Genomic DNA, 20,409 nt, shown 5'->3' on the forward strand with positions numbered 1-20,409 from the left:
GCGTGTCGTGAAGATCGCCACCTACAACGTGAACGGCGTGAACGGGCGACTGCCCGTCCTGCTGCGCTGGCTGTCCGAGAGCCAGCCCGATGTCGTGGTGCTGCAGGAGCTGAAGGCGCCGCAGGAGAAGTTCCCGGAGGCGGCAATCCGCGACCTTGGCTACGACGCCATCTGGCACGGTCAGAAGAGCTGGAACGGTGTCGCGATGCTCAGCCGCGTGGGTGAGATACACGAGACCCGGCGGGGGCTGCCCGACGATCCCGACCCCGCGCAGAGCCGCTACATCGAGGCGGCCGTGAACGGCGTCCTGATCGGCGGGCTGTACATGCCGAACGGCAATCCCCGCCCAGGTCCCAAGTTCGAATACAAGATGCGCTGGTTCGACAGGCTGATTGAGCATGCGGCGGGGCTGCTCGAGAGCGACCTGCCCGTGATGCTGGCCGGCGACTTCAACGTGATGCCGACCGAGGATGACGTCTACAAGCCCGAGCGCTGGCTGGAGGACGCACTGTTCGCGCCGGAGGTGCGCGAGGCGTTCTTCCGTTTGACCGGTCGGGGCTGGACCGACGCGCTACGCACGATCCACCCGGACGAGACGATCTACACCTTCTTCGACTACTTCCGGAACGCCTATGGTCGCAATGCCGGCCTGCGGATCGACCATCTCCTGTTGAGCCCCGCGCTCGCCGACCGCCTCGTCGATGCTCAGGTCGACCATGACGTGCGCGGCTGGGAGAAGACCAGCGATCACGCACCGGTCTGGATCGAGCTTGCGGACAAGCCGAAGCGGAAGCGGAAGCAGCGAGCATGACGGACAAGCCGCATCCCCTTGCCGGCACCGAACCGATGGAGGCGAAGCTCGTCGATGCGCTGCCGACGGAAGCCGGTTGGCAATACGAGCCCAAGTGGGACGGCTTCCGGGCGATCGCATCGCGACTAGGCGGGCACGTCGAGCTACGGTCGAAGTCGGGCAAGTCGCTCGCCCGCTACTTCCCCGAGATCGTCGCCGCGCTGCACGACACCGCCTGCGGCGACTATGCCCTGGACGGTGAACTCATCCTCCCCATCGCCGGGGTATTGTCGTTCGACACGCTGCAGGCCCGCCTCCATCCCGCGGAGAGCAGGATCCGTCGGCTGTCCAGCGAGACGCCGGCGCAACTGATGCTGTTCGACTGCCTCGCCCTGGACGGTGTCCCGCTGAGCGACCAGCCGCTCGCTGATCGTCGTGCGGCGCTCGAGCGGTTCCATGCGGTCGATGGGACCGCAATGCTGCTGCTCTCACCGCGCGCGCCCGACCTGGCTGCTGCACAGGCATGGCTCGCCGCGAGCGGTGGCGCCCTCGACGGCGTGATCGCGAAGCCGCTCGACGGGGCATACCGTGCCGGGGAGCGCGCGATGCTGAAGGTGAAGCAGCACCGGACCGCCGACTGCGTCGTCGGCGGCTTCCGCCGGGCGAAGGATGGATCACTCGTCGCATCGCTGCTGCTCGGACTGCATGACGACGCGGGCCTTCTCAACCACGTCGGGTTTACATCAGCGCTGGCAAAGCAGGACCGCGCCGAACTGACCAGGACGCTGGAGGCGCTGATCGAGCCGCCCGGCTTCACCGGTAAGGCACCGGGCGGTCCGAGCCGTTGGAACGGAGGCAAGGAGAGCGAGTGGCTTCCGCTCAAGCCGGAACTCGTCGTCGAGGTCAGCTATGATCAGGTGACCAGCGGTCGCTTCCGCCATGGCACCGGTCTCGTACGATGGCGCCCGGACAAGGCGCCCCGACAATGCCGAATGGAGCAACTCGACTACGCACTCCGTCCATCGGACCTCGCCGATATCGGCTAGTCGCCCAACTTGGCGACGAGTATCCTTTGGTTGTCCTTGGTCGCCGCTGTGAGAGGGCGCGGTTCGGCAGCAGCACCGGCATTGGCCTGACACCGTCATCCAGCCGAACAAGCGCCTGCCGTCACCAAATGCAAGTCGCGTCCCTCGACGTCGATACGGTCCACTGCCGAAGTCCGGACGTGATCGCTCGAAACGCTGCGCCCGCTCTTCGAGCCGTGTAATCGCGGCCAGCCCTTCTCGCCACCGTTCGCCGCGTCACGAGATCGCCATCTCGATAGGGGCGCAGACCGGGATCGGAGCCGCGTCGAACAATTCGGGTGCGCTCGAGGGCGAACCGCCCTCGAAGTTCGAGACGGTCACGCCCACAAGTCGGATCGGTTTCGTGGTGGGAAGGACCGACCGTACGAGTTCGAGGCTGATGGACCGGAGTTCGGCCTCCGAGGTGATCGCGGTCGGCCGGCTCCGGCTGCGGGTGATCTGCTGGAAGTCCGCGTACTTCACCTTGACGGTCACGGTCCGCCCGAAGGCCTGCCGCTTCGCGCACCAGGACCAGACGTCGTCAGCCATCCTGAGCACGCCGGCCTCTATGTCGACGTCAGCGGTAAGGTCCGCGCGGAACGTGGTTTCTGTGCCAGAAGACTTCCGTACCCGGTTGGGGTTGACCGGCCGGTGGTCCTCGCCTCGCGCGATAGCGTGATACCAGTCGGCCGAACTGCCGAAGTGCTGTTGCAGGAACGCGAGGGACTGTGCGCGCAGGTCGGCGCCCGTCTCGATGCCAAGCCGTTTCATCTTGTCGGCGGTGACCGGGCCGACGCCGTGGAAGCGGGAAACGGGCAACGTCTCGATCCACGCCGCGCCCATGTCCGGCGTGACCGCGAACTGGCCGTTGGGCTTGCGGTGATCGGATGCCAGCTTGGCCAGCAACTTGTTGTAAGAGATGCCGGCCGACGCGGTGAGCCCGGTCTCCTCCAGGATGCGGGCGCGTATCGCCTTTGCGGTGAGCCAGGCCGTAGGCATCTCGCGGCGGTTGGCGGTCACGTCGAGATAGGCCTCGTCCAGCGAGAGCGGCTGGATCAGATCGGTGAACTCGGCGAAGATCGTGTGGATCTGTGCTGAAACGGCGCGGTACACCTCGAAGCGGGGCGGCACGAACACCAACTCCGGGCAGCGCCTCATGGCAGTGACGGACGGCAGGGCTGACCGGACTCCGAATTTGCGCGCCTCGTAGCTTGCGGCGGCGACCACGCCGCGCGACGCGCCGTGACCCACGGCCACCGGCCTGCCCCTGAGCGAGGCGTCGTCCCGCTGTTCCACGGACGCGAAGAAGGCGTCCATGTCGACGTGGATCACCTTCCGAACGGCTGGCTCGACTGTCATGCCCCGAGACTAGCATATGCCGAACATAGTGAGAACACCAACCTCGTCCGGCGTGTCCTGAAATGTGGAGTTCGAACCCGTTGGCGAACGGCTGCCGAAATCGGCCAAGTGCCTGTTGATCGACTGCGCCCGTCATGCGTTTGACCATTGCAACGCGATGGAGACGGTGATGACCGAGCTGAGCACGAAGGACCGTAAGAAGCTGGATAAGGGATCGTTCGCCTTTCCCGAGCAGGAGAAGGAGCCGCTCGAGAACGCCAGCCACGTTCGGAACGCCATCGCCCGGTTCAATCAGGTGAAGGACGTCACCGATGATGAGCGGGATGCGGCGTGGAAGCGGATCAAGGCCGCAGCGAAGAAGTTCGACGTAGAGGTCAGCGAGAAGGGCTGGCGCGAGATCGGAAAGTGATCGGGCATGGTCAACGACTGATACCGCAGCGCTAGAAGGCGAGCGTCGCCTGTTGCCCGGCGCCGATCTCCTCTACGAGAAAGGTTCGATCAGGCGGCGTCGCCAGCAGTTCGGACTCAGGCACCGTGAGGTCCAGCCACTGCATCACCTGTCGGCGCGGAATGATGGCCCCGTGTCGGTCCTGATGGCGCGCAACCTCGCGGTTCGCTGGAACGGTAACGATCCTGTAGCTGAGTGGCCATCCGGCCACCGCCGGGTCCCAGATCCCGGCCAGGTAGAAGAAGTCTCCACCGTCGAGGGCGACACGGTAGCGCTTGGCACCGGCCGCGATATGGAATTCGGAAGCCGCGATCAGGCACCGGTGGTTTGGGAATGACCGCCCTTCCGAACGAATGAAGCGATATGACCCGCCGGCGCCGAACCGGGGGTCGGATCCCCAGGTCGCCTCAACCAACTCGACTTCTCGACCGTCGCTGGGGTTTCGTCGGACGATGACGCGGCGATCACCGAGCGGAGCGTCCGAATTGAAGGGCGTCGGCTTCGGGTCCATGGTCAAAACTTAGGGAAACGATCGGGACCCGCAAGCAGGGGTGTTGAACCGTGTGCAACGACTACCGTCTGGAAGTGGACATCGCCTCGATCGCCGAGGACTTTGCCGATCTGAAGATCAGGATCGAATTCTCGGAAGGCGTTCCAAACGTCGAGGCGCGTGCCGACATCAAGATCACCGACCCCGGCGTCATTGTCCGCACCGCTGGCGGTCGCGGTGTGGGGGACCTGGTGCAGCGACGCTGGAGCTGGCCCGGTCCGACCGGCAAGCCGGTGTACAACTTCCGCTCCGATGGCCGCGATTTTATCAACGGCCGTTGCCTCATCGTGGCGGACGGCTTCTACGAATTTACGAAGCCCGCCGATTCGAAGAAGAAGCTCAAGGACAAGTGGCTCTTCACCAAGCGGGACGAACCGATCTTCTGCATCGCGGGGATCTGGCGCAGTACGCCGGATGTGGGGGAGGCGTTCACGATGCTGACGATGCCTCCGGGACCGGACATCGCGCCGTACCACGATCGGCAGATCGCGGTGCTCGATCGCAGCCAGTGGGCCGACTGGCTGGACCCTACCGTGCCGGCTGCAAGCATCATTCGAACACTGCCGGCCGGAACCCTCAACGTCGTTCAGGTCGGCTAGGATGGGTACGCGTAGCGGAACGGGAGTATCCATTTGAACACCGAAGTCGCCCACGCCTTCGTCGATCATCTCGCCAAGCTCCTCGAACTGTTCGGGGTCGGGATCATCATCGGCGGCGTCGTGCTGGCCGCCTTCCTGTTCGTTCGGGCAGGGTTTCGAGGTGGTGACTGGCAGGCCGCCTACCAAGCGTGCCGGTCCAACCTTGGCCGCGGCATCCTGCTCGGGCTCGAGCTGCTGGTGGGGGCGGACATCATCTCGACGATCACCGCACCGCTCACGTTCGAGAGCGTCGCCCTCCTTGGTGGCATCGTCATGATCCGCACCTTCCTCAGCTTCTCTCTGGAGACCGAGATCGAGGGTTGCTGGCCCTGGCGGCGCGCCGGCCGGGATCGTGGCGTCCGGGAGGACCGTTCATCGCCAACCAACTCAACGTCCTAAGACGCGCGATTACACTGCCGGCTCCGTCCGCCTTGAAACAGGTTTTGGATGGTCCAGCGCAGCCTAACCTCGTTGTGGGAGACCTGCCGTGATTTCGCCGATCGGCAGGTGGTGGAAGGGTCGTCGGTAATTGCGTTGGGCGACAATCAGGATCTGCTGCGCGTTATCCGGCGCTGCCATCGGCGATCCGATCCTGCTACCCGCCGGGGATGCTGAAGACACGGAATAGGAAGAAGGCCGCCGAAGGCGAGCAAGCTGTCAGGCTCTTGGCCGAGGTGACGAAGTCGATTGGAGATCTTCAGAACGAGGATCTGCTCGATCTGGCCGATATATTCTCGGACGATGCGAACACCACGCTGGGAAGGATCTCTTCGGCCGAGATGCAAAGGCGCAACCTGAGTCTATGACCACGCCACTCGACCTACCCGACGGTCTTTCCGACTGGCAGCAGGCGCCGCGCGTGCGGGTGTTGAACGACCGCAGCCTAGCTGCGAACGGTCGGTATGTACTGTGCTGGCTTCAGCAGGCCCTGCGCGCTTACGACAACCCCGCTATCGACGCGGCCATTCGTCTAGGCAACGCGCTGCGGCTGCCGGTGCTGGTCTACCACGGCGTCAGAGAGGACTATCCGTATGCCTCCGACCGGTTGCACCGCTTCATCCTGGGCGCGAGCATCGATCTCGCTGAGGGGTGTCGCCTACGCGGCCTGGCTTGTGTCCAGCACATCGACCGTGCCGAGCGACGTGAGAAAGGTCTGGTGTACCGGCTCGGAGCCGACGCCGCAGCGATCGTGTTGGAAGACCAGCCGACCTTCGTTGCACGCTGGCAGTCCCAGCGCGTGGCGGCACGGGTCGAGGTGCCGGTCTTCGCCGTGAACGCCGCATGCCTGGTCCCGCCCGCCATCATCGGGCCCGACGTGCAAAGCCGCACAGCCTTTCTTCGCATCCATGAGCCGGCGCGTGCCGCTTGGGCGGTCTGGGATCAGGAGGTCCCACATGTAGAGCCTTATGCCGAACACTTGCCGTTCACGGCCGACACGTTCGGCCACGACGACCTGGATACCCTGATCGGCCGCTTGGACATCGACCATTCTCTGCCGGTGACGTCGATGCATCCGGCAGGTCGGACGGCAGCGGAGGAACGGCTGGCGCGGTTGGTTGCGGACGTACTGCCCGGCTATGCATCCGTCCGAAACGACGCCACGCGCGCCGACGGCGCGAGCGGTCTCTCACCCTACCTGCACTTCGGCGTACTTGGTCCTCGCGAGGTCATGGCTGCAGTGAACGGTTCCGTCGCAGGTGCACAGCACAAGCGGAAGTTCGCCGACGAGCTCCTTGGCTGGCGCGAATGGTTTCACCATCAGGCAAGGCATCTGGACGTGCCCGAGCGATACGATCGGATCGCGGGCTGGGCACGGCAGACGTTGGCCGGCCATACGGCTGACCCTCGACCCGACCACGAAACGCTTGCCGACATGCTGAAAGGCGAGACGCGGGACGAGACGTGGAATGCGTGTCAGCGGCAGTTCCTGGCCGAGGGTTGGATGCACAACAACCTTCGCATGTACTGGTGCAAGCGGATCATCGCGATGACGCCCAGTCCCGAGGCGGCGTGGACGACCGCCTGCTATCTCAACGATCGGCTCAGCCTCGACGGCCGTGATCCGAGCACCTACGGCAACATCGCCGCGATGTTTGCCGGCTCGCCCGCCGATCGCGAGCGTCCGATCTACGGTCGCGTAGCGACGCGCAGTGACGGTTCCACCCGGCATAGGGACGGCGGCGACGCGTGGCTCGCGGGCGCCGCATCGCGGCCGGTCCCAATGGTATCTGTTCCAACGGTGGCGCCGGTCGATCCGTACCTGACTGGCGAGACGACGATTAAGTTGGATCCGCTATCGGCGTGAACGGTGCGGCCCATTTGGTGCCGACCCGCGATCGGCCTCTCTCCTGCAAAGTATGGGAAGCGGAGCCGCGCTTTCGGGCGCCAGTCAAAAGGTTCTGTCCGTGCATGCATCCATTTCATAATGATCGCTGCTAGCTGTTCATTACTGCCGTTCGCTCGAACGGAGACGGCGGGCGAGGAGCCCATCCCTGAGGATTGCCTAAACGGTTTGCTTTCAGCAACTCTCACGCGGAAAAAGCCGACGGGTTTTGTTTACCGATTTACCGATAGGTATCAGGGCGAATTTTGGCAAACACGAGAGATATTGATGCTACGCGTTTTTCGGTTCTCTGAAAGCTACCCCGAGTTGGTTGACTTTGACAGAGATGCGGTAATTAGTAACTTTGGTTTAGGTCGTCAAACAAGTATCATACTTGATACTAATGTTATGGTTGAGATCGAAGGTGCGTACCGAACGAAGCAGCCACATGCTAAGCTCACCGAAGCTGGCATTATCCATTTTGCCAGAATGGTTGCAAAAAATGCAAAGTACGGTGTCTTTATTTCTCCAGCAGCTGCTTATCAAGAGTTGCCACCAGCGCGAAGAGCACCTGTCGAGGTTGCGTTCAATAGGTTTGTGAAGTACTATCTTCCGAAATTGGGATACGATCCGGATAAAGTCACTTCACCTTTCACCGGTGAAAGTGTCGATCTTGAAAAGTTTGCCGAACTCCCTCGCGATAGGCAGGAATTAAGATCGGTTTCATATGCGTGCTTACTGGCTATAAATGTAGTACATCGAATTAGGCACCTTGCACCTACAGACAAGTTTAATTGTTATATTGATTACTGCGCTGAGGTTCTCAACCTAATAAGTTTGAAAGAGGTATTCGTAGCACGATATGTCTTTTCCTCCGAAGTGGGTATAAATGAGCTAGTTAGGAAGCGAAAGGTTTCTCTTGTAAACAATTTTGTAAAGATAAAAAAGAGCGTCGCAAAAAATCTGCCAGCGGACGAGGTGATAAAGCGAATATCTCTGAATGGTGCTAATGACATCGCGCTTATTACTACCTTAGATGCGGTAAATAATACGAGAAGCCAGTTTATTTGGGAAGATGCCAAGCATGACGCTTGGCTGGCAACCAGTGATGAGAAGCTATACGAGTTCTGTCGCGCCTGTCCGAGTCTTAGCGAGCAGGACGGTGGCAAGCGGTTGGCTCGCGGCATGGAATTGCATGCCGAGATTACTGGAACGGACTACTGGAAGGAATCGGCCGAAATTCTGGGACGCAAACTCGATGAGCGTCGTGGCGAAATCGATCAGGAGATGGAGATGGGGCCGGTCTTGCAGGCCGCTTTTCAAATCGAGGCCTTGCTGGCTGACGGCACTGCAGAGAAGTTCTTCGAGAATCGATTATGGCGAGACCGACGATGAGTTGCACGTACTGGGTTGGTTGCGCAGGCGGTCCGGAACGATACCGGACGCCCCCTGACCAGACGACATAGCAATGTCCCCGTCGCTGTTTCGCCTGCTACTCCATGCAGGTGAGTAGGTTGTCGACGGACAAGGATCCGAACGCGGAGAAGCTGTCCGCAACGGCGTAGGGTAGCAGCAGCGTGCGGCCGCTGAGCAGTGCACCGCAGGTGTAGACGACGTTGGGCACGTAGCCGTCCCGCTCATGCGGGCTGGGGGCAAGTACCGGTCGCGGCGTCCGTGCCAGGAGTCTCGATGGATCATGCTTCTCGAGGAGGCATGCGCCGATGCAGTAGTTGCGCACGGTGCCGACGCCGTGGGTGAGCACGAGCCAACCCTCGTCGATTTCCATCGGCGAGCCACAGTTGCCCATCTGCACGAACTCCCAGGGGTAGCGGGGCTCGATCAGCTTCGAGCCGCTGTTCCAGTGGAGGAGATCATCCGAGGCGTTCAGCCAGATGTTCTTGTTGTCCTGCCGGCCGAGCGTCACGTACCGGCCGTCGATCCGGCGGGGAAACAGGGCCATGCCCTTGGCGCTGGCGACCTCGCCGGCAAGTGCCCGCATCTCGAACGCCTTGAAGTCCCTGGTCGTGAGTAGTTCGGAACGCGCCTCAGCCCCGCTGAATGCAGTGTAGGTGCCGTGGTAGGTAGCCTGTCCGTCATCCTCCACGAAGCGTACGAGGCGCATGTCCTCGATGCCCTGCCTCTGGCTTGGCAGCGTTGGGAACAGCACCGTCTCGGATATGCTCCGAGACCCGCCGCAGTCAAGATGGACGGCGCCATCGTCATCATCGCGAGGAACGATGATCGGTGGCACCGACGTCGAGCCGGGATCGTCCATCGTCAGGTCGCCCCCCGGCGTCCAGACCCCCGTCCTGAAGGTTACGGAGGATACGTGACCCTCGCCGACGCCGCGCAGCGATAGCACGAAGCGAACCGCACCGGCAGCGAGCCCGGATTGATCCGGATGCGGCACGGCGCTGGGATTGAAGAGCGCAGCGGCCTCGTAGGCATATTCCTGGCTGAAGTACGCGCCGATCAGGCGTTGCTGCTCAATTGACATACTCGACGCGGCAGGGATGCGGTCGGCAAGTTCGCCGAAACGCCGCAGCAGCGTCTCGTCGACGTTGCGGTGGTTCTCGTCGAGCGAGGCCGTGACGCCGGCGAGCTGACGCTCGAGTTCCTCCACGTCGAGGCCCAGGATCAGATCGATGGTTTCCTCCGTGCGCGTGCGCCCTTTGTCGAACCCCGTGGGATAACCCGGTTCGAACGGTCGGACGACGGTGCGGGAGGGATCGGGTTTCAGAACGACATCGTAGAAATCCACCTCTGCGCGCTCTGTCATTTCTAATCCTCTTTGCGCCATGAAGACCGGCGCGGTTTCCCGAATTCTTTGCAACGGCAACCACGTTTCCGCAGACGGTTAGCGTCGCCCGACCAGTTCGATCGCGCCGTCCTTCGCCCGACGCTGCCGGACCGGCAGGGTCATCGTGACCGCGACGATGAAGCCGTCCGGATCGTCCGAACGAAAGCGGCCGCTGATCAGGAGGTGCGCGGCCTGGCCGACAGCCCTCATGGGGCGCTTGGAATGCGCCGACATCCTGGCGACAGCGACGTCCAGGGGCGTGTCGTTGAAGCGCTCGTACGTCACCACCCACGGCAGGGTCGCCTCGGGGTTGGCGTCGCTCACCTGCATCGGCTTTCCGACCGTCGACACGAGTTGCTGGCCGGGTACGAGCGCCACGGTCCTTGCATCTCCGTCCCGCCCGACGGTCACGCTGCCACGCTCCAGTGTGGCGACGACCGACCGCGGAAGCACACGCACCGCGAAGCGCGTGCCGGTGGCAGTGACCGTCGTGTCGCCGCCACGCACCACGAACCCCCGGCCGTCGTGTCGCACGTCGAACAGCGCCTCTCCGCGAACGACGCGCAGATCGCGTCGGCGGTCCGAGAAGGCGATCGTCAGGTGGGTCTGGCGGTTCAGGATCGCTTGGCTTCCGTCAGGCAGCTGAACCGTCCGCACGTCACCGGCGGTCTCGTAGTTCGACACCGTCGACGCGACAACGACGGGACTCGATCCGCCAAGCGGGCGGCCATGATCCATCGATTGCCAGCTGAGCACGCCGATCGTGCCGACGACGAGCGCTGCGGCGCCAGAGATAGCGACGCGCGCGATGCGCGACGCACTGAAGCGTCGCGGTCGGGCGGCGAGTGCATCGGTACGCATCGCGTCGAGGAACGGATCGTCGTCGAGTCCGATGGAATCGAGCACGGCGTTGGCGCGGACCCACGCGGCGGTATTCTCATCGGACGAGGCAAGCCAGTCGGCGAATTCCTGCGTCTCCTGGACGGAGAGTCCGACGTCGTGCCGGAAAAGCCACAACGCCGCGTTCTCGTCGGCATGCGCCATTTTCGGGTTCTCGTTCACTGGGCCTCTCCCGCGCGCGCAACGACATGGCGGACGGCTTGCTGCATGTCCTTCTCGGCCGAACTGAGCGAGATGCCGAGCCGCAGTGCGATCTCGCCGAACGCCATTCCTTCCAGTCGACGAAGGATGAAGACCTGCCGGGCTCGCTCCGGCAACTCCATCAGCGCACGGGTCGTGGCACTGAGCTGCTGCCTTCCGGCCGCGATGCGGTCGGGACCCAGGTCCTCGCCGCCGTGCACGTCGGGATGAAAGCTGACGTGCTTGTCGACCAGGCGGGTCGCACGCCGCCGTCCTCGATCCGTGAGAACGCTCTGCGCAGTGGTGAAGACGTAGGCCTCGACATTGTCCAGCGCGCTCAGGGAGCCGCGACGAACGACGCGCAGGAACACGTCCTGGACGAGGTCGTCGATCTCGGTCGGAACAATGCCGCGGCTTGAGAAGAAGCGGGTGAGCGCGGAGCGAAGTGCGTTCGACCTGTTGCCGAACGCCTCGGTCGCCCGGGCTTCATCGGCACACTTGTGCCCAGGCCGGTTCAGGTCTTCGGGTATGGTCATCTCGCGTCGACCGTGCGGGCTCGCACGCCGAAGGGCAATAGCGGGCTGACGTGCCGCGACGCTGCGCGCGGAAGACTGGACCGCCGTCGGTTGCGAAAACGCGTCCGTGCGCATCATGCCATATGCCGTCTTGGCTAGGAACATTTCCCGGTGCTTCGTCGCGACTGTCAGATCCTGAAGAAGTCGAAGGTTCATCGAGTGGGCATAGAGTAGCCGACGGGCGTAGCGCAGGACGTAGAAGACGCATTTTAGGACTCGTGAGGTCTGGCCGAAATAGTGGGGTTTACGACCTCACGCCAAATCCGCCCCGGGCCTAGCAATAACCATCGAAAACGTAGCTCGACGCTCAGCGTGGCGAGCAACTCGGAGACCGATGGCAATGAACGATCTTCTCGCTTTCGCAGTGGATGCACATGGCGGATTGGACCGGTGGAACGCGTTCAGCGAACTTCGCGTGGATCTGGATATCGACGGCGCCATCTGGCACTTCAAGCAGCAGCCTGATCTCCTTCATGGAAAGGTCTTCGAACTCAGCACCCAGCGGCAGCGGCTGACGATCTCCCCGTTCGGCGGTGATCGCAATCACAGCGTATTCGACGCCGGCCAGCTTTCGATCCAGTCTGACCAGGAAGAGCTGATCGAACTGCGCGCGGACCCCGTCGCCTCCTTCGAGAGCCAGACGTACGAGTCGCCCTGGGATCGCATGCACGTCGCCTACTTCGCAAGCGAGGCGCTTTGGACGTACCTCACCTCGCCGTTCCTCTACACCTACCCCGGCTTCGAGACCGAGGAACTCGAGCCGTGGTTCGAGAACGGCGAGGAGTGGCGTCGGCTCCAGGTGACGTTCCCCGACTACATCCTCAGCCACTGCAAGACGCAGATCACGCATTTCGGCCCCGATGGCCTGATGCGTCGCCACGACTACACGGTGGACATCCTGAAAGGCGCCACCGGCGCGAACTACCCCACGGACTATCAGGACGTTCAAGGGCTGAAGCTGCCCGCCAAGCGTCGCATCTACGCCTATGACGACGCCGGCCTGAAGGTCGAGGAGCCCTTGCTCGTATCGCTCGACTTCACCGACTTCCGGTTCGCTTGATAGCCATGCACGACCTCCTCTTCCAGCCGCTCGAGATCGGCGCGATGACCCTTCCCAATCGGGTGGTCATGCCTGCTCTCACGCGCTTGCGCGCCGTTCCGGAAGGCATCCCGCAGCCGATCGCCGCGGACTATTACGCGCAGCGTGCGTCGGCGGGTCTGATCGTCACGGAAGCGACCGCCATCACGGCCGATGGCCATGGCTATCCGCAGATGCCGGGCATCCACACGCGGGCACAGGTGGCCGGATGGCGACGTGTCACCGATGCAGTTCACGCGGCAGGCGGAAGGATCGCACTGCAGATCGTGCACCACGGCCGATGGTCCCATTCGTCCTACAATGCCGATGGACGTCTGCCGATAGCGCCTTCAGCCGTAGCCCCACCCGGCGAAATCTATTCTCCGACCTTCACCAAGTTGCCGTACGAGACGCCCCGCGCCCTCAAATCTTGGGAGATCCCCCTCATCGTGACGGACTTCGCCGACGCCGCGCTTCGGGCGGTCGACGCGGGCTTCGACGCGGTAGAGATTCACGGGGCGAACGGCTTCCTGCTCGATCAGTTCCTGCAGGACGGCAGCAACCATCGCGTCGACGAGTACGGCGGCCCGATCGAGAACCGTGCCCGGTTCCTGCTGAACGTGGTGGAGCAGGTCGGTGACGACATCGGTCCCGAGCGCGTGGGCGTGCGCCTGTCTCCCCATGGCAATCTCGGCGGCCTGACTGACAGCGATCCTGTCGCGCTCTTCAGCTACGTGATCACCAGGTTGAGTGCACTGCGGATCGCGTACCTCCACCTGATCGAACCGCGCGCGTCCTCGGCGGGCATCGCGGACGACGCCAGCGTCGACAGTGCCGACAACGCCGCGCTCTTCCGGCGACTGTTCGAAGGCCCGATGATCACCGCGGGAGGCTACTCCGCAGAAACCGGGGTGCAGGTCATCGAGCGGGAACGCGCGGACGCAGTAGCGTTCGGGCGGGCCTTCATCGCGAACCCGGATCTTCCCGACCGGCTTCGCCGCAATCTGCCGCTGAACGTATTCGACCGGACGACGGCGTATGGCGGCGGTGCTCACGGATACACCGACTATCCCGCCCTCGACGCGATGGAGATCTGACATGACGCCAGCCCGTGCCGAACCAGGCCGCGAGTGGATGGAGATCATCAGTCGAAAGACGCTTGACGCCTTCGCGATCGCGTTCGTTCCCGAGCCTATCCTCGATGCCCTGGTCGCGCTCAAGCCGATCGTCGGTGTGGCCGGGATCCGCACGTTCTTCCAGGCGACCCGGCAGATGTATCATCGCATCTCCTTCCTGCACGAGGTCCGGTCCGAAGACCGGACGTACCTCGAATGGGAAGGCGAGTTCGACGGGGGCGTCGTCTGCGGCGCCACGGTGCTCGCTCACGAGCCATCCGGAAGGATCAGGCACATCAGCGTCTACCACTACCCGATGGAGCAGGCCGTGGCCTTCTCCGAGGCGCTGGATCTGCGGCTCGCGTCACAGGAGGCGGCAGCGTTGGCAGACTGACGATCCCGGGTCGGATGGTCGGGCTGGCTCAGATGAGCACGTCACGGCCAGCCGCGCACCGACGAGCAGAACGACCCACTTTCTCCCAACTCACGACAAGGACCATATCATGACCAAACACCTTCGCCTCGCAGCCGTCTTCCTGGCCTCGGCCGTCACGCTCCCCGCCCACGCCGCACCCGCGGGCACCGTCAAGAACGTCGTCCTCGTCCACGGGGCCTTCGCCGACGGTTCGGGCTGGGCGGCCGTATCCGCCATCCTGACGAAGGACGGGTACAAAGTCAGCATCGTCCAGCCGCCCGAGACCTCTCTCGAGGACGACATCGCCGCGACCAAGCGCGTGCTGGATGCACAGGACGGTCCGACGGTGCTGGTCGGACATAGCTACGGCGGCGTGGTCATCACCGGTGCAGGCAACAACGACCATGTGAAGAGCCTGGTCTACGTGGCCGCGTTCCAGCCCGACGTCGGCGAAAGCCTGGGCTCGCTAGGCGCGAGCAAGCCATCGGCGGGAACGTCGGTGAAGCCGACCGCGGACGGCTTCCTCTATATCGATCCCGCCCACTTCCACGAGGACTTCTGCGCCGATCTGCCTGCTGCGCAGGCGAACTTCATGGCCCGTTCGCAGGTATTCCTGTCGGTGAAGGCGGCATCCGCGAACGCCGTGGCGCCGGCCTGGAAGTCGAAGCCGAGTTTCGCGATTGTCGCGACCAAGGACCGTGCGATCAATCCCGAACTCGAGCGCTTCATGTACAAGCGGTCGCAGTCGAAGACGATCGAGATCGATTCTAGCCATGCGGTCTACATCTCTCAGCCGGCTGCCGTCGCAGCGCTGATCGAGACGGCTGCCCGATAACCCCGGGGCAGCCTGGCGGCGCACGGTCTCCCCCATCCGTGCGCCGCCCTTTCTTTCAGTAAAGGAACAAGATCATGAAGACCCAAGCCGCCATCCTGGCGCTCGCCGTCGTTTCCCTGTCGACCGCAGCTACAGCGGCGCCCCGCGCCGCATTGACGGAGGCGGCCGCCCGCGCGATCGTCGCGCCGCTCTACGATGCGCTCAACGAACCGTCGAAGAAGGACGTGCCAGCCCTGCTCGCCAAGGCCACGAATCCGGACTACCGGTCCTGCTCGACCAACGACGAGTGCCTCAACCGCGAGCAGCTCGCTGGCGCCTTCAAGTACTTCGGTGGTGTAATTCCCGACCTTCGTTGGTCGATCAAAGAGCTCTGGGTTTCGGGTGATCACATCGTCGTCCGGGGCGAGGCCACGGGCACGCCGGTGCAGCCGCTCTTTGGTGCGAAGCCGACCGGTAAGAGCTTCCGCACCATCTCGATCGACATGTTCACGGTTCGCGACGGAAAGCTCGCCACAGCCTACCATGTCGAGAACTGGACCGCGGCGATGCAGCAGATCGGCCAGTAGCGGGACCCCGGCCCATTCGGCTGCAGATCGGGACGTTGACCGGTGCCCTGACCGAAAAGGTGGGAAATTCGACATCACGCCGTCGACGCCGACGCGCCATGATCCGGTGCGACACAGACTGATCCCAACCGACTGATGTCACGAGAATCGGAGAGCTTACATGCCCAAAATAACCAACATCGTCTTCGTCCACGGCGCTTGGGCCAACTCGTCCGCATGGGACAAGGTCCTGCCGCTTGTCGAGGCGGCCGGAATGACCGCTACCGCCGTGTCCATCCCGCTCACGTCCCTTCCCGAGGACGCGGCGACGTTGAAGCGGGCGATCGCCCTGCTCGAGGGTCCGTTGCTGCTCGTCGGCCACTCCTACGGTGGGTCGGTCATCACCGAGGTCGGGGGCGACCCGAAGGTCGCGGGGCTGGTCTACGTCGCGGCCTTCGCGCCGGACGCCGGCGAGTCGGCTGGGTCCCTTGGCGCCGGCGGCCCGCCGAACCGACTGCTCGAGGTGGTTCGTCCGGACTCGGAAGGGTTCTTCAAGCTCACGCGCGAAGGCGTCGACGAGGTGTTCGCGCAGGATCTGACCGAAAGCGAAAGGTCGCTCATCTTCGCGAACCAGGGTCCGCTCGCCGGCGCTGCCTTGGGCGGCGAGATCACGGTCCCCGCCTGGAGGAGCAAGCCAAGCTGGTTCCTGATCGCCACCGAGGACAACACCATCCATCCGGAACTTCAGAAGACGATGTCCGGTCGGATGGGAGCGACGACTGCGACCATCGCCTCCAGTCATCTGCCCATGCTGGCCCACCCGAAGAGCGTCGTCGACCTCCTGTTGCAGGCGGCGGGATAACCGGGGACGTCTAGAAATGGAGGAGTTCGGGGCGTCGTGTGGATTCCCCCTTCTAGGCGAGAACGGTCGGACCCATAGGTGGAGCCACCGGCGGGTCCGGCTGGAAAGAAACAGATCGGCATTTCTGGATGCGGGCCATTGGCCACCCTGATGGTGGCCGATGGTCCGCAAGGTGCGTCGGCGGGGGCTGATCGATTGTTTGCGATGTACTGCTCAGAGGTCGTCCAAGTGCGCTCGGGCCGGCCAGGTTGAGGTGCTCACCGCTTTACCGGTATGTAGCGCTGGCGGCGCTTGCCTTGGCGTGTTGCGCGTCGCCGGTCGTCGCGCAGCACGCCCAACGTGTCCGGATCGACACGACCGGCATGTCGTTGTCTGCCGCTCTCCTGGACGTTGCCGAGAAGGCGGGTGTCAATGTGATCGTCGGGTCGGCCGGCGTTCATGGAAGGTCGGCGCCCCGCCTCGCAGGCACGTTCGATGTCGACCAGGTTCTCGCCCGTCTGCTTCAGGGATCCGGCCTCGTGCTTCGCCGTAGTCCCGATGGCTCCTTCGTGGTCGCGGAGGCGTCGGTCGCGCCGCTTGCCCCTCCATCCCCCGCCGTGCCGGACATCCTCGTGATCGGGAAGCGCACGCAGAACACCGATATCGAGCGCAAGGAGAACGACGTCCAGCCCTACAAGGTATGGACAAGCGGCGATGTCGCGAAGGCGCACTCGACGAGTATCGACGACTTCCTGCGCAGCAAGGTGACCTCGAACACGCAGGCCGGATCCGCATTGCAGAGCGCCACGGGCGACACGCGCTCCGAGGTGAACCTGCGCGGACTGGGCGCAACCCAAACCCTGATGCTCGTCGATGGCCGGAGGTTGCCTAGCCTTCCTTCCACGGCGCTTGCCAACATCGGCATCGAGCAGAGCGACATAAACGCCATACCGCTCAGCGCCATTGAACGCATCGAGGTCCTCGATTCCACTGCGGGCGGCATCTACGGACCGGGTGCCACGGGTGGCGTCGTCAACATCATCCTGAAACGGGATTACCGCGGCGTCGAGATCAACGGTACTTCGGGCGCAGCCAATCGAGGGGACGCGTCCTACACGCGGATCGATGGCAGGCTCGGCTTCACGCCTGACCATGGTGCCACGGACGTGATGCTGACGGCCAGCGTCGCCTGGCTGCCGCAGTTGCGCGTTGGCCAACGCGACTTCCGGTCCGAATCTCGGGTCAGGCATCAAGCGAACGATCCGCAGGGCCTCGCGCTCTATCCTCCCGTCAGCCAGTCGCTCAACATCGCAACGTCGGGAGGCGGTCACCTCGTACTCGATCCCTCGTATGGCGGTGCGGATCTGGGTTCCGCGATCACATCGGTTCCCACGAGCTATGGCGGTGTCCTCGCCGACGGCGGTAGGCTCCTGCAGGCGAATGCCGGGCGATACGACACCGCCCGGCCCGCAACCGCACCCGGCGGCGCCTCCTCCTTGTTGAGCGGCGCCAGGACCACTGCATTGTCTGCGAACGTCCGGCACCGTCTCGGGACGGCGCTGGAGATCTATCTCGATAGCCTGTTCCTGGAGGGCCTCGGTCACGCCGTATCCGAACCGAGCGCTACCGTCGTCGAGATCGCCGCCGACGCGCCGACCAACCCCTTCCAACAGGACATCGTCGTCAGCTATCCGCTGAAAGAGCAGACCATCACTCGGAACCGTATTCGAACGACGCGCTTCACGGGCGGTGTGATCGCCGACCTTCCGGACGGCTGGAAGGGAAACCTGGACTTGGCCGTGGGCCAGGCGTCGATCAGGACAGCGGCCCGGATGACGACGCTTTCGGGCTACTTTCCATATTACGTGTATTATGGATGGGCGGCGACGCCGGGACTGCCGGCGAACGTCCTGGCAGGCCAGCAGACATTCGAGGACTCGACCGCTGCCCTGACCCTCGAGTCGAACCTGTCGATACGCAGGACGACGAAGTTCAGTGACCTGTCTCTGCGGCTTGCGGGGCCGCTGCTCACCCTCCCTGGCGGTCCCATGACGTTGACCATACTTGGAGAGGATCGCGTTGAACGCTCAGCCAAGACGATGGCGCAATTGCCGACGGACGGCACCGACAATCCGGGGAACACAGCGGAGTTGCCGCTGCCTGCCTTCAATGTGCGCACGCGTTCCGTCTATGCCGAGCTACGCGCTCCGCTGACGGACCGCTACGCCGGTCCTGCGGGATTGCGCGGAGCCGAGCTGCAGTTCGCCTTGCGGCACGACGTGGTCCGCTCGATACTCCCCGCCGATACCTTCACCGATGCGCTGGATAACACCGTCACGCAGCGCATCGCGCGTGCCGCGACGCTCTACACGGCCGGCATCAAGACGTCGCCTTTCGATGGCCTCCTGCTGCGTGGGAGCGTCGCGACGGGCTTCATGCCGCCCGCCATCAACCAGTACGCATCCAGTTCCTATCTCATCACTCATGACAAGAGGTTCCTGCCGGCTAACCCGACGACCGACGCGTTCCTGTTTCTGAAGACGTTGCCTGACGCACAGCGCCCCGGCCAGATCCTGGGCGGGGAAGGTATTCTGACGCTGTCGTATGGCGGGTCGGCCCGGTTGAAGCCAGAACACGCTCAGAGCATATCCTTGGGCGCAGTCGTCACGCCGCTGCAGGTGAACGACCTAAGGATATCCGTCGATTACACGCGTATTCGGAAGACAGGCGAGATCGTTCGGGTTCACAGCCAGGACTACGCCTATTTCTTCCAGAATGAGCAGCGACTAACCGGTAGGGTCGTACGTGCGCCCCTCACCGAAGCCGATCGAGCCAGAGGCTATACCGGCGGCGTCGTGACGGGCATCGATACGACGGCCTTCAACCTGGGAGAGACGAAGGTCGACGCGATCGACCTGCAGGTCGACTACCATGTTCCGGTGCGCGGCCTGGGCGGCCTTAAGTTCCAGGGGGCCGCCACCTGGAACCCCTCGCTTCGTAGGTACGGTGGCCCGGAGACGACGACGACCAACTACGCCGGCTATTCCGACGGCCCACTCAACTGGCGGGCGAACGGAGGGGTGGAATGGTCATACGGCGCACAGACCCTGGGCTTCATGGCGACGTTCTACGGCGACTATCGGATCGCCGCCGCCCAGGACGACGCAGCGACCGCCGATGGACTTGCCTTGATACAGGGCGGTCCGAAGATACCAAGCCAACTGTACTTCGATCTGTTCGCGTCTCGCACAATCAGACTTCCGGAGGGGAGGCGGTCGCTGGAACTTCGGGTCGGCATGCAGAACGTCTTCAACCACTCGCCTCCGATTATCGTAGCCGAGTACGGCAACAACTACAGTGCCTATGGCGACCCCCGCTTGAGACGTTTCGAGTTAAACGTGGCCATGCGCTTCTGAACGAGATGCGCTCCATGTCCTGAAAAGGGGGATCAACGACCTCACTGGAGAAATCATGCGGACCTAGAACCCTTCTGGACAGTCCGAGCCAGAAGGATCGACGATGGACCACAGCAACGCGACCGAGGGCGCCCGAGCCTTGGTGAAGAGGTTCTACGAGGGCGCTGCCCGCGGCGATATCACGAGCTTCGCCGACAGTCTGGCCGAGAACTTCGAGCTCTTCGTGCCGCCGCAGCTCCCTTGGGGCGGCACGTTCGACAAGGGGCAGTACGTGGACCTGATGCCCCGCGTGGCTGAAGCGCTGGACTTCACCGACATGAAGTACGTGAGCGTCACGGCCGAAGCGCAGCATGTGGTCGCGCTCATAGACATAGCCGTTCGCGGTTCGGACGATCGGATCATGATCTCAGAGCACTGGGACGTGGTGGACGGCAAGGCGGTCCGTCTGCTGGTCGCCTACTTCGACCCGACCCCTCTGCTGCGCCAAGCGGCGGCCTGACCCAATCCTCTCAAGAAAGCCTCAGACATGCCACAGTC

The 20,409-nt window shown here is 63.5% G+C and carries 21 protein-coding genes; 16 read left to right on the forward strand and 5 right to left on the reverse strand.

Annotation, left to right across the window (positions count from 1 at the left end):
• Nucleotides 1–7: 7 nt before the first annotated feature.
• Complete coding sequence (gene xth / locus O6W96_RS13720; RefSeq protein ID WP_353470093.1) at nucleotides 8–811, forward strand: exodeoxyribonuclease III; 804 nt, start codon at nucleotides 8–10, stop codon at nucleotides 809–811.
• On the forward strand, nucleotides 808–1,836 hold the full coding sequence (locus O6W96_RS13725) for an ATP-dependent DNA ligase (RefSeq protein WP_353470094.1): 1,029 nt from the start codon (nucleotides 808–810) through the stop codon (nucleotides 1,834–1,836). The genes xth and O6W96_RS13725 overlap by 4 nt, the downstream gene beginning before the upstream one ends.
• A 255-nt stretch (nucleotides 1,837–2,091) precedes the next feature.
• Here the strand turns inward: O6W96_RS13725 and dinB are convergent, their stop codons facing one another.
• Entirely contained in the window at nucleotides 2,092–3,213 is a 1,122-nt protein-coding gene (gene dinB, locus O6W96_RS13730; protein ID WP_353470095.1) for a DNA polymerase IV, read from the reverse strand.
• A gap of 157 nt (nucleotides 3,214–3,370) precedes the next feature.
• Here dinB and O6W96_RS13735 point away from each other — a divergent pair, with 157 nt between their 5' ends.
• Complete coding sequence (locus O6W96_RS13735) at nucleotides 3,371–3,622, forward strand: DUF6582 domain-containing protein (RefSeq protein WP_353470096.1); 252 nt, start codon at nucleotides 3,371–3,373, stop codon at nucleotides 3,620–3,622.
• A gap of 31 nt (nucleotides 3,623–3,653) precedes the next feature.
• Here the strand turns inward: O6W96_RS13735 and O6W96_RS13740 are convergent, their stop codons facing one another.
• The gene (locus O6W96_RS13740; RefSeq protein WP_353470097.1) at nucleotides 3,654–4,172 is read right to left on the reverse strand and encodes an SOS response-associated peptidase family protein; all 519 of its coding nucleotides are present in this window, start codon (nucleotides 4,170–4,172) and stop codon (nucleotides 3,654–3,656) included.
• 74 nt (nucleotides 4,173–4,246) lie between these two features.
• Here O6W96_RS13740 and O6W96_RS13745 point away from each other — a divergent pair, with 74 nt between their 5' ends.
• The 5 genes from O6W96_RS13745 (at nucleotide 4,247) to O6W96_RS13765 (ending at nucleotide 8,567) form a co-directional block, all read left to right on the forward strand.
• Nucleotides 4,247–4,810 (forward strand): SOS response-associated peptidase family protein, encoded by a 564-nt coding sequence (locus O6W96_RS13745; protein ID WP_435372223.1) that lies wholly within the window; start codon nucleotides 4,247–4,249, stop codon nucleotides 4,808–4,810.
• Nucleotides 4,811–4,843: 33 nt separating this feature from the next.
• Complete coding sequence (locus O6W96_RS13750; RefSeq protein WP_353470099.1) at nucleotides 4,844–5,248, forward strand: DUF1622 domain-containing protein; 405 nt, start codon at nucleotides 4,844–4,846, stop codon at nucleotides 5,246–5,248.
• Nucleotides 5,249–5,457: 209 nt separating this feature from the next.
• On the forward strand, nucleotides 5,458–5,655 hold the full coding sequence (locus O6W96_RS13755) for a hypothetical protein (protein ID WP_353470100.1): 198 nt from the start codon (nucleotides 5,458–5,460) through the stop codon (nucleotides 5,653–5,655).
• Nucleotides 5,652–7,154, forward strand: coding sequence for a deoxyribodipyrimidine photo-lyase (locus O6W96_RS13760; RefSeq protein WP_353470101.1), 1,503 nt, complete (start codon nucleotides 5,652–5,654; stop codon nucleotides 7,152–7,154). Before O6W96_RS13755 ends, O6W96_RS13760 begins: the two co-directional genes overlap by 4 nt.
• 120 nt (nucleotides 7,155–7,274) lie before the next feature.
• A complete protein-coding gene (locus O6W96_RS13765; RefSeq protein ID WP_353470102.1) occupies nucleotides 7,275–8,567 on the forward strand; it encodes a hypothetical protein in 1,293 nt (430 codons plus the stop codon).
• 97 nt (nucleotides 8,568–8,664) lie between these two features.
• On the opposite strand, the gene O6W96_RS13770 is transcribed toward O6W96_RS13765, so the two are convergent.
• From O6W96_RS13770 to O6W96_RS13780, 3 genes are all read right to left on the reverse strand, one after another.
• The gene (locus O6W96_RS13770; protein WP_353470103.1) at nucleotides 8,665–9,951 is read right to left on the reverse strand and encodes a glycoside hydrolase family 130 protein; all 1,287 of its coding nucleotides are present in this window, start codon (nucleotides 9,949–9,951) and stop codon (nucleotides 8,665–8,667) included.
• A 78-nt stretch (nucleotides 9,952–10,029) separates the two neighbouring features.
• On the reverse strand, nucleotides 10,030–11,034 hold the full coding sequence (locus O6W96_RS13775) for a FecR family protein (protein WP_353470104.1): 1,005 nt from the start codon (nucleotides 11,032–11,034) through the stop codon (nucleotides 10,030–10,032).
• Nucleotides 11,031–11,705: an RNA polymerase sigma factor gene (locus tag O6W96_RS13780; RefSeq protein ID WP_353470105.1), complete on the reverse strand. Its 675-nt coding sequence runs from the start codon at nucleotides 11,703–11,705 to the stop codon at nucleotides 11,031–11,033. Before O6W96_RS13780 ends, O6W96_RS13775 begins: the two co-directional genes overlap by 4 nt.
• A gap of 262 nt (nucleotides 11,706–11,967) precedes the next feature.
• On the opposite strand from O6W96_RS13780, the gene O6W96_RS13785 reads away from it, so the two are divergent.
• The 8 genes from O6W96_RS13785 (at nucleotide 11,968) to O6W96_RS13820 (ending at nucleotide 20,371) form a co-directional block, all read left to right on the forward strand.
• Nucleotides 11,968–12,687 carry a hypothetical protein gene (locus tag O6W96_RS13785; protein WP_353470106.1) on the forward strand — a complete coding sequence of 240 codons (720 nt, stop codon included), beginning with the start codon at nucleotides 11,968–11,970 and terminating at the stop codon, nucleotides 12,685–12,687.
• A 5-nt stretch (nucleotides 12,688–12,692) separates the two neighbouring features.
• Nucleotides 12,693–13,802: an alkene reductase gene (locus O6W96_RS13790; RefSeq protein WP_353470107.1), complete on the forward strand. Its 1,110-nt coding sequence runs from the start codon at nucleotides 12,693–12,695 to the stop codon at nucleotides 13,800–13,802.
• Nucleotide 13,803: 1 nt separating this feature from the next.
• A complete protein-coding gene (locus O6W96_RS13795; RefSeq protein ID WP_353470108.1) occupies nucleotides 13,804–14,214 on the forward strand; it encodes a hypothetical protein in 411 nt (136 codons plus the stop codon).
• A gap of 109 nt (nucleotides 14,215–14,323) precedes the next feature.
• Complete coding sequence (locus O6W96_RS13800; RefSeq protein ID WP_353470109.1) at nucleotides 14,324–15,070, forward strand: alpha/beta fold hydrolase; 747 nt, start codon at nucleotides 14,324–14,326, stop codon at nucleotides 15,068–15,070.
• Nucleotides 15,071–15,144: 74 nt separating this feature from the next.
• On the forward strand, nucleotides 15,145–15,636 hold the full coding sequence (locus O6W96_RS13805) for an ester cyclase (protein WP_353470110.1): 492 nt from the start codon (nucleotides 15,145–15,147) through the stop codon (nucleotides 15,634–15,636).
• A 160-nt stretch (nucleotides 15,637–15,796) separates the two neighbouring features.
• Entirely contained in the window at nucleotides 15,797–16,477 is a 681-nt protein-coding gene (locus tag O6W96_RS13810) for an alpha/beta hydrolase (protein WP_353470111.1), read from the forward strand.
• 362 nt (nucleotides 16,478–16,839) lie between these two features.
• Entirely contained in the window at nucleotides 16,840–19,872 is a 3,033-nt protein-coding gene (locus tag O6W96_RS13815; RefSeq protein ID WP_353470112.1) for a TonB-dependent receptor, read from the forward strand.
• 103 nt (nucleotides 19,873–19,975) lie between these two features.
• Nucleotides 19,976–20,371 carry a nuclear transport factor 2 family protein gene (locus tag O6W96_RS13820; RefSeq protein ID WP_353470113.1) on the forward strand — a complete coding sequence of 132 codons (396 nt, stop codon included), beginning with the start codon at nucleotides 19,976–19,978 and terminating at the stop codon, nucleotides 20,369–20,371.
• Nucleotides 20,372–20,409 lie beyond the last annotated feature (38 nt).

It is taken from the genome of Sphingomonas faeni (assembly GCF_040407495.1).
GTDB classification, from domain to species: Bacteria; Pseudomonadota; Alphaproteobacteria; order Sphingomonadales; family Sphingomonadaceae; genus Sphingomonas; species Sphingomonas faeni_D.

Bases quoted from the DNA above. Each gene is read 5' to 3' on its own strand.
- O6W96_RS13790 (WP_353470107.1), top strand. From the start codon at position 12,693: ATGCACGACCTCCTCTTCCAGCCGCTCGAGATCGGCGCGATGACCCTT.
- dinB (WP_353470095.1), bottom strand. From the start codon at position 3,213: ATGACAGTCGAGCCAGCCGTTCGGAAGGTGATCCACGTCGACATGGAC.
- O6W96_RS13740 (WP_353470097.1), bottom strand. From the start codon at position 4,172: ATGGACCCGAAGCCGACGCCCTTCAATTCGGACGCTCCGCTCGGTGAT.
- O6W96_RS13810 (WP_353470111.1), top strand. From the start codon at position 15,797: ATGCCCAAAATAACCAACATCGTCTTCGTCCACGGCGCTTGGGCCAAC.
- O6W96_RS13765 (WP_353470102.1), top strand. From the start codon at position 7,275: ATGATCGCTGCTAGCTGTTCATTACTGCCGTTCGCTCGAACGGAGACG.
- O6W96_RS13800 (WP_353470109.1), top strand. From the start codon at position 14,324: ATGACCAAACACCTTCGCCTCGCAGCCGTCTTCCTGGCCTCGGCCGTC.
- O6W96_RS13795 (WP_353470108.1), top strand. From the start codon at position 13,804: ATGACGCCAGCCCGTGCCGAACCAGGCCGCGAGTGGATGGAGATCATC.
- O6W96_RS13780 (WP_353470105.1), bottom strand. From the start codon at position 11,705: ATGATGCGCACGGACGCGTTTTCGCAACCGACGGCGGTCCAGTCTTCC.
- O6W96_RS13805 (WP_353470110.1), top strand. From the start codon at position 15,145: ATGAAGACCCAAGCCGCCATCCTGGCGCTCGCCGTCGTTTCCCTGTCG.
- O6W96_RS13770 (WP_353470103.1), bottom strand. From the start codon at position 9,951: ATGACAGAGCGCGCAGAGGTGGATTTCTACGATGTCGTTCTGAAACCC.
- O6W96_RS13725 (WP_353470094.1), top strand. From the start codon at position 808: ATGACGGACAAGCCGCATCCCCTTGCCGGCACCGAACCGATGGAGGCG.
- O6W96_RS13820 (WP_353470113.1), top strand. From the start codon at position 19,976: ATGGACCACAGCAACGCGACCGAGGGCGCCCGAGCCTTGGTGAAGAGG.
- O6W96_RS13815 (WP_353470112.1), top strand. From the start codon at position 16,840: ATGTCGTTGTCTGCCGCTCTCCTGGACGTTGCCGAGAAGGCGGGTGTC.
- O6W96_RS13735 (WP_353470096.1), top strand. From the start codon at position 3,371: ATGGAGACGGTGATGACCGAGCTGAGCACGAAGGACCGTAAGAAGCTG.
- O6W96_RS13785 (WP_353470106.1), top strand. From the start codon at position 11,968: ATGAACGATCTTCTCGCTTTCGCAGTGGATGCACATGGCGGATTGGAC.
- O6W96_RS13760 (WP_353470101.1), top strand. From the start codon at position 5,652: ATGACCACGCCACTCGACCTACCCGACGGTCTTTCCGACTGGCAGCAG.
- O6W96_RS13755 (WP_353470100.1), top strand. From the start codon at position 5,458: ATGCTGAAGACACGGAATAGGAAGAAGGCCGCCGAAGGCGAGCAAGCT.